Origin of the sequence: Metabacillus sediminilitoris (assembly GCF_009720625.1) — a bacterium.
GTDB classification, from domain to species: Bacteria; Bacillota; Bacilli; order Bacillales; family Bacillaceae; genus Metabacillus; species Metabacillus sediminilitoris.
In genome coordinates this window covers 3,386,795-3,399,356 of sequence record NZ_CP046266.1, presented here as the reverse complement: position 1 = coordinate 3,399,356, position 12,562 = coordinate 3,386,795, and the positions used below count along the sequence as shown (strand labels likewise).

At 31.8% G+C, this 12,562-nt stretch carries 15 protein-coding genes; 11 read left to right on the top strand and 4 right to left on the bottom strand.

The annotated features are described in order from the left end of the window. Window positions 1–345: 345 nt before the first annotated feature. Together GMB29_RS16195 and GMB29_RS16190 are read left to right on the top strand one after the other, a co-directional pair. Window positions 346–570, top strand: coding sequence for a methionine aminopeptidase (locus GMB29_RS16195; RefSeq protein ID WP_136358130.1), 225 nt, complete (start codon window positions 346–348; stop codon window positions 568–570). A 74-nt stretch (window positions 571–644) separates the two neighbouring features. Beyond that, window positions 645–1,052 (top strand): VWA-like domain-containing protein, encoded by a 408-nt coding sequence (locus GMB29_RS16190; RefSeq protein WP_136358128.1) that lies wholly within the window; start codon window positions 645–647, stop codon window positions 1,050–1,052. Between the two features lie 95 nt (window positions 1,053–1,147). Here the strand turns inward: GMB29_RS16190 and GMB29_RS16185 are convergent, their stop codons facing one another. Then, on the bottom strand, window positions 1,148–1,591 hold the full coding sequence (locus GMB29_RS16185) for a chemotaxis protein CheX (protein WP_136358126.1): 444 nt from the start codon (window positions 1,589–1,591) through the stop codon (window positions 1,148–1,150). Between the two features lie 181 nt (window positions 1,592–1,772). Here GMB29_RS16185 and GMB29_RS16180 point away from each other — a divergent pair, with 181 nt between their 5' ends. From GMB29_RS16180 to GMB29_RS16145, 8 genes are all read left to right on the top strand, one after another. Then, on the top strand, window positions 1,773–2,312 hold the full coding sequence (locus GMB29_RS16180) for a GNAT family N-acetyltransferase (protein ID WP_136358124.1): 540 nt from the start codon (window positions 1,773–1,775) through the stop codon (window positions 2,310–2,312). A gap of 284 nt (window positions 2,313–2,596) precedes the next feature. After that, on the top strand, window positions 2,597–3,694 hold the full coding sequence (locus tag GMB29_RS16175) for a type III polyketide synthase (protein ID WP_136358122.1): 1,098 nt from the start codon (window positions 2,597–2,599) through the stop codon (window positions 3,692–3,694). Window positions 3,695–3,697: 3 nt separating this feature from the next. Beyond that, window positions 3,698–4,246 carry an isoprenylcysteine carboxyl methyltransferase family protein gene (locus GMB29_RS16170; protein WP_227551374.1) on the top strand — a complete coding sequence of 183 codons (549 nt, stop codon included), beginning with the start codon at window positions 3,698–3,700 and terminating at the stop codon, window positions 4,244–4,246. Window positions 4,247–4,628: 382 nt separating this feature from the next. Further along, window positions 4,629–8,225, top strand: a complete 3,597-nt coding sequence (locus GMB29_RS16160) for a dynamin family protein (protein WP_136358116.1) — start codon at window positions 4,629–4,631, stop codon at window positions 8,223–8,225. 70 nt (window positions 8,226–8,295) lie between these two features. After that, on the top strand, window positions 8,296–8,481 hold the full coding sequence (locus tag GMB29_RS16155; RefSeq protein ID WP_136358145.1) for a hypothetical protein: 186 nt from the start codon (window positions 8,296–8,298) through the stop codon (window positions 8,479–8,481). Next, window positions 8,478–8,744 carry a DUF2533 family protein gene (locus GMB29_RS16150; protein ID WP_136358114.1) on the top strand — a complete coding sequence of 89 codons (267 nt, stop codon included), beginning with the start codon at window positions 8,478–8,480 and terminating at the stop codon, window positions 8,742–8,744. Before GMB29_RS16155 ends, GMB29_RS16150 begins: the two co-directional genes overlap by 4 nt. A gap of 92 nt (window positions 8,745–8,836) precedes the next feature. Continuing rightward, window positions 8,837–8,971 carry a hypothetical protein gene (locus tag GMB29_RS27750; RefSeq protein WP_264766581.1) on the top strand — a complete coding sequence of 45 codons (135 nt, stop codon included), beginning with the start codon at window positions 8,837–8,839 and terminating at the stop codon, window positions 8,969–8,971. 445 nt (window positions 8,972–9,416) lie between these two features. Beyond that, window positions 9,417–10,313: a 5'-3' exonuclease gene (locus GMB29_RS16145; RefSeq protein ID WP_136358112.1), complete on the top strand. Its 897-nt coding sequence runs from the start codon at window positions 9,417–9,419 to the stop codon at window positions 10,311–10,313. A 51-nt stretch (window positions 10,314–10,364) separates the two neighbouring features. Here GMB29_RS16145 and sspL read toward each other — a convergent pair whose 3' ends face one another. After that, entirely contained in the window at window positions 10,365–10,505 is a 141-nt protein-coding gene (gene sspL, locus GMB29_RS16140; RefSeq protein WP_136358110.1) for a small, acid-soluble spore protein L, read from the bottom strand. A gap of 122 nt (window positions 10,506–10,627) precedes the next feature. Here sspL and GMB29_RS16135 point away from each other — a divergent pair, with 122 nt between their 5' ends. Next, entirely contained in the window at window positions 10,628–10,903 is a 276-nt protein-coding gene (locus GMB29_RS16135; protein ID WP_136358108.1) for a DUF6123 family protein, read from the top strand. Window positions 10,904–10,912: 9 nt separating this feature from the next. Here the strand turns inward: GMB29_RS16135 and GMB29_RS16130 are convergent, their stop codons facing one another. Both GMB29_RS16130 and GMB29_RS16125 read right to left on the bottom strand, forming a co-directional pair. Further along, the gene (locus tag GMB29_RS16130; protein ID WP_136358106.1) at window positions 10,913–11,827 is read right to left on the bottom strand and encodes a DMT family transporter; all 915 of its coding nucleotides are present in this window, start codon (window positions 11,825–11,827) and stop codon (window positions 10,913–10,915) included. 35 nt (window positions 11,828–11,862) lie between these two features. Beyond that, window positions 11,863–12,246 carry a reverse transcriptase-like protein gene (locus GMB29_RS16125; protein WP_136358143.1) on the bottom strand — a complete coding sequence of 128 codons (384 nt, stop codon included), beginning with the start codon at window positions 12,244–12,246 and terminating at the stop codon, window positions 11,863–11,865. Window positions 12,247–12,562: the final 316 nt, after the last annotated feature.

The following is a 12,562-nucleotide window of genomic DNA, read 5'->3' as shown; positions in this document are numbered from 1 at the left end:
AATTTTTTTAATCTATTAGTAACACTAATATTTTAAACGGTAATACATAAAAAGCAAGGTGGTAAATAGTGAAGCATTGTCAATATGTTTCGAACTAAGTTTTTGAATAGATGATACCAATATAAAATGCATATGAGCACTGACTATTATAAAGCATTCCTTTCAGTTTTATTTTTTATGTAACTTACTTAGTTTACTAAATAGGGCATTAAATTTCATACCTAAGAAAAAACATTGCTTATCGAAGGTGTATCTAAAAATCAGCACTGAAATATCTGAAAACTCTTTATATAGGTTTAAAAAATCAAATCATGATACATATTAAGGAAAAAAGAGGTGGGAAATTTGGGTATTTTAAATGGATTTTCACAATGGAAACAATCAAGGTATGAAAAAGTAGTTACGGATATGGAATCTTTAGGGAAATGCCCTGATTGCAGAGGAAGAGGCTTTACTTCATCTTATTCAAGTGTATACATACCAAATTTTGATGCATTCTTTGACTGTCCGGGTTGTAATGGTACTGGCAACTTTACGGATTGGAATTTAAATCAACAACAATTTCATTAATTTTCCCTCATATTTATGATCCATATGCGCAAAATAGATTTGCTTTCAGAAAAATGGCGAGGGGAGATGTAAACATGAAATGGCAAAGGTTGTTACTTTCAAAATTACAAGAGCGGGTAGGTAAAAAAATTGCCCTTGCAATCGATACATCAACAAATCAAACAAGAACAATACTGATTCAAAATATTGTAAAGCTGTTTGGTGAAGTGTGCCCTGATGCATTATTAGTACAAGCTGATTTTAAAATTCGAAGCATTTCCTCGATTAAAGATGATAAAATAACGTATTATACACACGGAAAATCCTCTTATACTGATGTACTTGAATGGGTAGAAAAAGAAGATATAGACACTCTTTTTTACATTACAGATGTAACTGGTTACTTTTATGAGGAATTGAAAGTAAAAAAAGAAATTTTCTGGCTAGTCCCAGATGAGTTTATTCCTAAGGTGCCTTTTGGAAAAGCAATAAGAGTGGCATAAAACAACCGTAAAAGTGCAGTCTGGCGAAGGTGCTTAAGGCTTTATTTCAATAAAACAGATTAACTAATGAAAAGGCTGACAATCAGCCTTTTCATTTAATTTAATAATAATAATGAAATTGCCAAATGACCACGATCGTTTATGACAATTGGAATTGTAACGTGTTGTTCATAATGTTCTATTTGCAAATCTGATAGAAACTTTGGAGGTGAAATATCAGTCATTAGGCCATTATTAGAAAGCGATGTTGCCAAATTGCCAGTAAGCATATTAGCAAATTCACCGATAAAAGATTCCAATAGCTCTCCAGTTATTGGCATACCAAACATACCTTCACCAATATAACTGTAAACAGTCGTTTCACCTTGAATTAAAATAGCTCCATTACATTCTCCTATTAAATCAATTTGAACAGAGTGTAATGAGTGATCATTAGGAATTGATTCAGTTATGGACTGTATTGAATAGGGGATTGTAAGGAGCATTTTAATCGACGCTATTGTTCCACCCAATAATAGATCTCTCACATCGTTTTTCATCTTCTTGCTAGTTCCTCCAGCCTATTGTTGATACTTTATAATACCATATTACTAGTCCTATAACGTGAATTTTTTGTAAAATTTCAAGAGGATTTGTCAAGTTTAGTCAAATAATGCAATGAATCAGTATCACGATTGATTTTAAATATTAGGCCATTTTCACTAAAAGGGGTAATCAAATTTGAAAAAGGATGAGCTTATTAAAAAGGTGATTGCTAAAAATGGAACAAACGCTGTCTTGCGTCCTGCAACAGTTGATGATGCTTTTCAAATTGTACATGCAGCTGAAAAAATTATCAAAGCTGGTGTATATATTCAAAAGGAAAAAGCCCGTACAATAGAAGAAGAAAAAAATTTCATTAAAGAGTTGGAACAACGCAATAACATGTATATAGTGATTGAGATTGAAAAAGAAGTTGTAGGAATTGCTCGAGCGATAAGAGGTGAACTCGAAATGAAAAGCCATATCGGTACTTTTAGAACTTGGTTAATAGATTCTGCTCAAGGTATTGGCATCGGTGGTCATATTATGAACTATACGTTAGAATGGTGTCGAATTCATCACTTTCATAAATTGTGTTTAACTGTTTTTGCATCAAATAGGTTGGCACAGAAACTTTATGAAGGATACGGGTTTATATATGAAGGTACTCAAAAACAGCAAATAAAGATAAATGGTAGGTACGATGATGAAATATTTATGGCATATTTCTTCCAATAAGGAACAAATGAACTCTTGCTATTTTTTGACAAACATAATTTCCAAAATTTATTAATGATTAAACGTAAATAGTGCGATATAATAAGAGGGCACAACAACAACTTCTTTAAAACGTCTAGCTTTTCCCCATATGGGAAAGGCTTTTTTATTTTTCCATCCTTCACAAGAATTAGTTACTTATATTCATACAACTTAAAACCTCATCAGATTCCACACACTTTAGTTAGGATAATTTGCCATTAAATTGGAAATAGTAACCTTAAGAAATTGAGGTGAAATATCTTATGGCGCATATTTTATCTGTAGGAAAAGCCATTCCGCAAAATGAAATGACCCAAGATACGACTGTCGAGTTTGCAAAAGAAATTTTTAAAGACTCTTTTAAAGAGATAAATCGGTTATTAACTGTTTTTAAAAATGGCGAGATCCAGAAGAGGCAGTTTGTAGAGCAGTTAGATTGGTATAAAAAAGAGCATTCATTTGAAGAGAAAAACGAAAAATATATTGTAAATGCTGTCCAGTTAAGTTGTGAAGCAATAAAAAAATGTCTCGCAAACGAAAAATTATTAAATCAAAAGATTAAATATGAAGAAATTGATGCGGTTATATTTGTAAGTAGTACGGGTATATCAACTCCAAGTATTGATGCGAAAATAATGAACCAACTTCCATTTAAAGAAACAACAAAGAGAATCCCGATCTGGGGGTTAGGCTGTGCAGGTGGAGCTTCTGGTTTATCTCGCGCATTTGAATATTGTAAGGCATTTCCGACGGCACTTGTTCTCATAATATGTGTCGAGCTATGTAGTTTAACATTTCAACATGATGACCGTTCAAAAAGTAATTTAATTGGGACATCTTTATTTGCAGATGGTGTTGCATGTACATGCATAGCAGGTGAGGCTAGTGAATGGCAAACAAAATCTAAACTTAAGGATATACCATTTATTCTTGAAACTAGATCAACTTTTATGAGGGATTCAGAAGATGTAATGGGTTGGAAGATTAAAAATAATGGTTTTTATGTTGTTTTCTCACGTGACATACCTACAATTATTTCAAAATGGCTACGACCTCATATAATACTATTCCTTCAAGAACATCGGTTAACTTTAAATGATATTACACACTTTGTAGCACATCCAGGCGGGAAAAAGGTTATTGAAGCATATATGAATGGATTAGGTTTTACAGAAAAGCATTTACATATCTCAAAAAAAGTATTAACACAACATGGCAATATGTCATCTGCAACAGTTATGTATGTTCTGCAGGAATATCTTGAACGAGAACAAGGTCAAGCCGATGAATACGGTTTGATTGGCGCACTTGGACCTGGATTTAGCTCAGAAATCCTTCTCATTCAATGGAAGGGTGTTTGATAAGTGTTTTATTTGCTATTTCTCCTTTTAATTATGCAAAGAGTAACAGAATTGTTTGTCGCCAAACGTAATGAAAGATGGATGTTACAAAGGGGAGGTATCGAACATGGAAAAGAACACTACCCTTACATTGTCCTATTGCATGCCATGTTTTTGCTATCCTTATTTTGTGAAGTGATGTTTTTCAAAAAAGAATTAACAAGTTTATGGTATATCGTCATACCCATTTTAGCTATCACCCAACTAATTCGTTATTGGTCAGTGTATTCTTTAGGGTATTATTGGAATACGAAAATTATTATTGTTCCGAATGAACTTATTGTATCAAAAGGCCCATATCAATTCATGAAGCATCCTAACTATGTAATAGTAGCGCTGGAATTCTTATTAATACCATTTTTATATCAAGCTTATATGACAGCATTATTATTTACTTTTCTTAATATCATCATGATGTCAATCAGAATACCAACAGAAGAGAAAGCGCTTAAAGAACATACTAATTATGCTGAAGAGTTTAACCTCAAGGCGAGGTTTGTTCCAAAAAGATAAACTATCTTTCAGAAAAATAAAAAAAGAATATTGAAAATGATTATCATTGATGATAAAATGTATCTATAATGAAATTCATTCTCATTTTATAGGTTGGAGGTCTGCTGCGAATATGACGATGCTATTTGTAGGTTGTACCGTTGTCACGTATAGTGTTTTAATTGGTTACATATTAAAGAATATTGATGCCAAAAAGGCATAAACTTTGCTTACGATTATGTAAGCTTTTTATTTTTTAATAAAAGGAATAGGGCATTTGATCATATTTAAGGAGCTTGCAAACAGCAATGCTCCTTTTTGCATATCTTTAGCATAGCAAAATGTTAAAAGATTTTGTAAAATAAAAATTAAATAAAGCTATAGAAAGACAAAGGGGATAACGATGACTGCTGCTGTTAAAACGGATCAATCTATACAAGTATTAATCAAGCTTCATAAAATATTGAAAACAGAAGATGTTGAAAATGCTAATAAACTTGTTGAATTAGTAAATAAGCTTTACAATGATAAGCTTTATATTGCATTTGCCGGGCATTTTTCTGCAGGGAAATCATCCATGATTAATAAATTATTGGATGAACAAGTATTACCAACAAGTCCTATACCAACAAGTGCAAATTTGGTTTTGTTAGAAAAAGGTAAAGAACAAGTTACATTGTATTCAAATTCAAAAGAAAGTATTGAGTTATCGGGCAATTATTCAATTGAACAAATTAAGGAATATTGTAAGCAAGGTGATGAAATTGAGCGAGTCCATATTAAGAAACCATATCATCATCTTAGTGATAATGTCTTAATCATGGACACTCCAGGAATAGATTCAACAGATGCAGCACATAAGCTATCAACAGAATCTATGTTACACATCGCTGATGTTATTTTTTATGTAACAGATTATAACCATGTCCAATCCGAAGAAAATCTTTCATTTGTGAAAGAAATGAAAGAAAAAGATAAAATGATCTTTCTCATAGTCAACCAAATTGATAAACATGTGGAAAGCGAAGTACCATTTACTACCTTTAAAAACCAAATAGAATCTTCTTTTGCTAATATTGGCCTTCATGAACAAGATATATTCTATACGACATTAATGAATGATAATCATGAACATAATCAATTGAAAGAGATTAAAGAAATTATTCGGGTGTTTGTAGAAAATAAAGAAGATTATTTAGAAAAGAATGTCATGGCATCTGTCCATCAACTAATTAACGAACATTTAGAGAAATATCAAGAGCAATTAGATTTAGCAGATATTGATAAAAAAGTGATTCAGACATCACTTGAAAATTGTATGATTAAAAAAAACGAGATGAACGGTCGTTATGCTGAAGAATTAAATAAAATAAAAGAGATATCGACTGAAATAGATGACAGAGTTACTTCTATCTTAAAGAGTTCAAATATCATACCTTATGAAACAAGGGAAAAAGCTGCTGCATTTATAGAGGCGATTGATCCAACATTTAAAGTAGGATTTTTATTTTCAAAATCTAAAACAATACAGGAACTTGAGAAACGGAAAAAAGAGCTATTTGAAGATTTGAAAAAAAACGTTGAAACACAGATCACATGGCATTTTACACCATTATTTAAAGAATTTATAAAAAAATATGACATCCATGATCAATCATTCCTTCAACAGGTTCAAGCGTTTAATATTAGACTAAGCGAGCAGATCGTAGATGAAGCAATCAAGCCTGGCGCATCCTATAACAATCAGTATATTTTAACCTATTCAACAGATGTGAGCGATTTAATTAAAAGACATAGTAAAAATGCTGTTATGACTTTATTTAACCACTTCATAAAGCTTATTGAAATTGATCGTCAGGAAATCTTTGATCAATTTACTTTGGATTTAAAAAAATGTGAGGAAGAGCTCCAGCATTTTAAAGGTATTGAGGAAAAAATTGACCATTTCCTAACATATAAACAAAAAATTCAAATGACAATCAGCCAACCTAGTGAAGACTATACAAATAGTAATCAATGGATCAAAGAAAACGAACTATATAAACATCGGATACAGCATACATTATCTCTTTCGAATAATGCACAAGTTGAAGAGAAAAAGACACGAAAACAAAATACAAACCAACCGTCAAAAAATATGGATAATAAGGACCAATTCATAGTTGAAACACAACAAATGATAAAACGCTTAAAAAATATTCGTGGATTTAAACAATTCACTGATTCTTTAGAAAAGCGAGTAGATAGTTATCAAAATCGTTCATTTACGGTTGCGTTGTTCGGCGCATTTAGTGCAGGTAAGTCTTCATTTGCAAATGCTTTAATAGGTGAGCGCTTATTGCCTTCTTCACCAACGCCAACTACAGCGACAATTAATAAAATTGCTCCGCCAACAGAAAAGAAAAAACATGGACTTGTAGAAGTAATGTTAAAAACAGAAGAAGATTTATTGAAAGAAGTATTCGAGAGTATTCCTTCTTTAAGTAACCATCTTGATTCACTTCAAAAAATAATTGATTCTATTAAAGAATTAGCATTAGTTGGTAAAGAACAGACCGAATTGGATAATATAAAAAAATACAAAATAGCATTAGAAGATTATCAACGATTAACAGAAAATGGTTTAGTCATCACATCATCTAAAGATTCCTTTAAGGACTTTGTTGCAAAAGAGGAAAAAGCTTGTTTGGTAAAAGAAGTTATTGTTTACTTTGATTGCCAAATTACAAAAGCAGGTATTACCTTAGTGGATACACCTGGTGCAGATTCCCTTCATAAAAGGCATACTGATGTTGCTTTCCAGTATATTAAAAGTGCTGATGCTATTCTTTATGTTACGTATTATAACCATCCATTTTCAAAAGGAGATAGAGAATTTTTGCGTCAATTAGGACGTGTAAAAGACTCTTTTACTTTAGATAAGATGTTCTTTATCATCAATGCAATTGATTTGGCGAAGGATGAACAAGAAGTTGAGCTTGTTAAAGAATATATTCGTGAACAACTTTTACAGCAGGAAATAAGAAATATTCGATTATTCGGTGTTTCAAGTTTAAATATTCAATCTAATCAATTAGAAAATGAAAAAGATTATGAAAAATTCAAGGAACAATTTAACTATTTCATCACACAAGAATTAACGAATACAACGATCATATCGATTAATGAAGATTTAAAAAGGGCCAATGAAAGGCTATTGTCACTCATTCATGCTGCTGAACAGGATGAAGCAGAAAAGGAAAAAATAAAACAAAAGCTTCTAGAAGAAAAACAGAACGTGAACAATGAATTATCGGCCCTTTCTAATTCGCATATGACAAAAAATGTGAAACAGGAGATTGAAGAACTCATTTTTTATGTGAAACAACGACTGTTTCTACGTTTTAATGATTTTTTTAAAGAATCTTTTCATCCCGGTATGTTTACTCAAAATACAAATATTCAACAAACCTTGCTTACCTGTTTAAATGAATTAATACGGACAATCGAATTTGAACTAATTCAAGAACTGCAAGCTACAACATTAAGAATTGAAAACTATATACGAAAAGCATTAGAAGATGAATTTTTAAGAATATCACAGCTCATTAAAAAACATTCACAATCAGTAACATTGACGAAGAATGAAGTGGATGAGATTTTGACGCCACATATTTCAGTTGAATTCTCATCAGAAGTATTAGCTAATTTAAAACCTTCTTTAAAAATATTTAAGAATACAAAGTCATTCTTTGAAAAGAATGAGAAAAAAATAATGAGTGAAGATTTGTTAGTTCGCTTTGATGTGCCAGTTTCTTTGACGTTAGAAAGATATGTACACGATTTTATACATTATTATGAGGATATATTGAATCTTCATCATTCAACGCTTATTGAAGCTATTCAAAATCAAACAGATGAAGGTTTTGAAGCATTACTTGATATTAGTTCAGAAGATACGAAGGATTTAGTAGAAGAGCAAGCAAGACTCAAGAATGTAATTAATCTTCTGAATGTATAAAATTATTGGTTCAACTTGTGGTAAAATGAAAAAATATGACCACATTGTAGCATGTAAGGAAGGTGCTGGCATGAGTAAAAAAACGTATCAAGTTTGTGCAACATGTATTTATTTTCAAGCGGAAAGAATTGATCATAAAATGAGATATTTCTGCAGCCGGTTAAAATATGAGACAAAGCCATCTTATTCGTTTAATTGCTGGAGTCCTAAAGAACATGTTATAAAGCTAATGGAAAAAAGAGGAGAAATGATATGAGTAACGTTCATGAAGCAATCTCACAACATAGTAAAAAACAGCATAATCACATTCAATCATTTTTAAAACTAGAAGCTAAGCGTGAAGCGTTAATTGAAGAAGCGATCCAATTATGTGTTCAATCACTTCCATTTGAAGTCGATGCAATAAATCAAGTTTCAAAGGAAATGAATCGTTTAGCTTCAGAAGGTATCGTCCCAACTAGAAAAATGGTGACAAAACAAATGGTTCAAGAATTTGTGCAAAGAAAAAATACAAAATAGAACAATGAACTTATTGCCATGTTTTCCTAGAATCAGATCAAGGTCTTCGAGAGAAACTAAACTCGATTAATCTTGAAAGGATGATGAATGTTATGGGAAGAACAAAACTTGGTAATGCAAATGCGCAACGCAATAATAATAAAAAGAAAAAAAATGGTTTTAATACAGAATTTGCTTCTTATGCACAAAATGAAGCACTTAAAATGAGCAGTCAAAATAAAGACTAAGCCTTTGGCTTAGTTTTTATTTTTGGTAAATTTTTTAAAGGATTATTACTTTTAAAACGAAACCTATTTAAGATTAATTGGAGCAGATTGTGAGACTCATGCAGGAGAAGCGGGACAGTCATGAAGGGGATTACGCCGAGGAAGCTCTCATCGCCCGCCCCGCAGAAAGCGAGCATCTTTCGCTGCAATCAACCGCATCGCACTACTTGGTAAATTACAACAAAGTTTGCCGAATACAGCCTTATTTTTTGAAGCTATTTTTGTATTCTTGTACAAAATACATTTGTTTGACAAAGGACTGTTCTAATTAAAAGAGAATGGCATAAAAATCTTTCATCCTTCACTGGAATAAATAATCAAAACTGCTGGTACTCTTACTATAAATTCCAAACTATTTCAGGATTTAATATGTTATGATACTAATAGAATTTGAGGGGGGAAATAAATGAATAAAGAAAACCATTTGTTAATAGTCGATGGTATGGCATTATTATTTCGATCATTTTATGCTACATCTGTTTATGGACAGTTTATGATAAATAGTAAAGGGATTCCAACAAATGCTGTGAATGGCTTATTAAAGCATTTAATCGCAGCAATTGATTTTGCGAAGCCAACACATGTTGTATGCTGTTGGGATATGGGGAGTAAAACATATCGTAATGATCTTTTTAGAGATTATAAAGCAAATCGACCAGAGGCACCAATCGAACTAATCCCGCAATTTGATCTTGCAAAAACGGTTGTTGAAGCATTGGATATACCCAACCTCGGAATAGAAGGATTCGAAGCGGATGATTGTATTGGAACATTAACAAAGAATTTTGAAAGTGAAATGAAGATATCAATCTTAACAGGAGATAAAGATATCCTTCAACTACTAAATGAAAATGTGGATGTTATGATCTTTCAAAAAGGAATCGGAAACTATAAACACTTCACTAAACAATCGTTTATGGAGGAATTTGAAATTGAACCACATATGCTAATTGATGTAAAAGCTTTAATGGGTGATTCAAGTGATAACTATCCAGGAGTTAAAGGGATTGGAGAAAAAACAGCCTATAAACTTATTAATCAATATAGATCAATTGACCGATTATTGGAAAGCTTAGATGAGCTAACAAAAGGGCAAAAGTCAAAAATTGAAAATGATTTAGAAATGCTACATCTTTCGAGAAGGCTTGCAGAGATAAACTGTCAAGCACCTTTACAATGCTTATTAGAGGATGCTTTACTAGTTGTAAATGAAGCAAAAGTATTCGCTATGATCCAAGAGATTGAGTTACGCAATGTACAAAATTTAGTAAAGAACATACTAGTTATTAGAGAGGCGATTTAGTGCCTCTCTTTCTTAATATTCTCGGTTTACAATGTCTATCCGATTCATTGATTATTTCGTATTTTTTTTCTTTGCAGCATTTTCTAGCTTGCTTTTAGGTTCTGTTGAGAATTCAACATCTTCACCATAGCCCTGTGGATTAACACCATGTGCTAATTTACCGCGATGATTTGCTTTTTTCTCACTGCTCATGATTATGACACCTCCTGTTTTAGTGTGACCTTTTTCTCATAAAATTATGAAAAACGATAGAAATCATCGACAATTTTCGCTATTATTAATGATATATTTATGAAGTAAGGATGGAATCACATATGGGAAAAACGGTCAAAACAATAGCAGATTATATGGAATATCTTTCAGGTAAAGGTTTTACATTTGGAGAGGAAGCAATAGGTTTTATCCAGTTTGGTCAACACTATACAAATACAGATGATGAAATCGTCATTATTGCAATTGAACTAACACTAAAAATTCAAAAGGAATTTGATGGGTCTTTTTTCATCTCATTATTAGAAATGTTTAAAAAAGAAGAAATAAATAGCCGTGAACAGGCAGTTAGTCATATACATATGTTGAATTTAATGTAAAAAGCCCGGTTACTCCGAGCTTTTAGATAAATGATATTTACTTTTCAACCATTTGATTTGTTTTATATCTTGAATTTCAGTGATAATCATGGCTATAAAAATCAATATACATCCAATAAGACCATTTCCAGTTAGCCTTTCATGTATCATAAAAAAGGCTGTAGCTGCAGCAAAAACAGGTTCCATTGCGAATATTAATGCTACTCTAGCAGCTGTTGTAAACTGTTGAAACTTCGTTTGGATAAGAAAAGCAATTGCCGTTGCAAAAATAGAAGTGACTGCTAATGCAATCAACACATCTTTTTGAAAAAAGCTGTCGATTGTTATGGTTGCTCGTTCAAACAAGGCAGAACATATCAAACTCGATATCGAAACGGTTAGTAATTGAACAATTGTTAATGGTAAAGCATGATATTGGTTAGCGAATTTACTCGTAAATATAATATGTAGAGCAAATGCAATCGCACAGAAAAAAACAAAGAGGTCTCCAATATTTAAACTCGAAATATCACCAAGTGTGAGAAAGTATAGACCAATTGTTCCCAATAATGACCCTAAAAATACAATGGATCGCGGTTTATCCTTTAAAATCCATATTGATAATAACGGGACAATCATAACACTTAAACCAGTAATAAAACCAGCCTTTGATGATGTGGTATAAAGTAATCCAACTGTCTGAAAAGCATAGCCTAGAAATAAAAAGAAACCTAAAAATATTCCAGATTTAAGTAATTCTAATGAGAATTTCCTCCTGGCTTTTTTTAATAATAATGATAATAAAAGAGCGGCAATTAAAAATCTTGTTCCATTAAATAAATGTGGTGGTAAAAAGTTTATTGCTTTTTGGACGATCACGAATGTTGCACCCCAAATAAATGCTACAAACAATAAACTACCATCAGCTAATATTGTTTTTTTCATGAATTCTTCACAACTTTCTTTGTATGCTACAATGTTTAGAGTAATATTGCTTTTCTTGCTAGCTGATCTGCAACTTTATTTTCTTTACTAGGAATCCATTTAAGAAAGAATAAATCCAATTGCTTGCTTAGGTCTAACACCTGTTCTAGTAAAGGTGCATATGTCGGGTTTTTAACAAATTGCTTTTCGATTGCTCTGTCAACAAGTTGTGAATCTGTTCGAAAGGATACATTGCGATAGCCCTTTTCAATGCAAATTTCCAATCCTTTAATAAGTGCATGATATTCAGCCTCATGATTTGTCATAATTCCAAGTGGAATTGAATATTGTTCTGCACTTCCATGGCCCTTAATAAAAATACCTGCTCCAGATCTTCCTGGATCACCTGCACTTGCACCATCTACATATACTTCAATCATATTCGTTATAACACCTCCTAATAATGTATGTTTAACATTTAGCATGACAGTGATAAAATAGGTGCAATCATATTAATAGTTATGAAAATAAGATCTTAATACATAATAAATAATAGATAATTTACGAAAGTGCTCTCATACTATAAAGAAAAAGGTCTGTAAATGAAATCAAGAAATTACAGGGGAACAAGACTTCACCAAATTTTCATTTTAAAAGATAAGCCAATTAGATTAGAGCAGTAAAGATGAAAAGGGATAAGACTTAAGAGTTCTTCATAATAATTGATTATACCAAAATTAGACTACTTTGAGATGT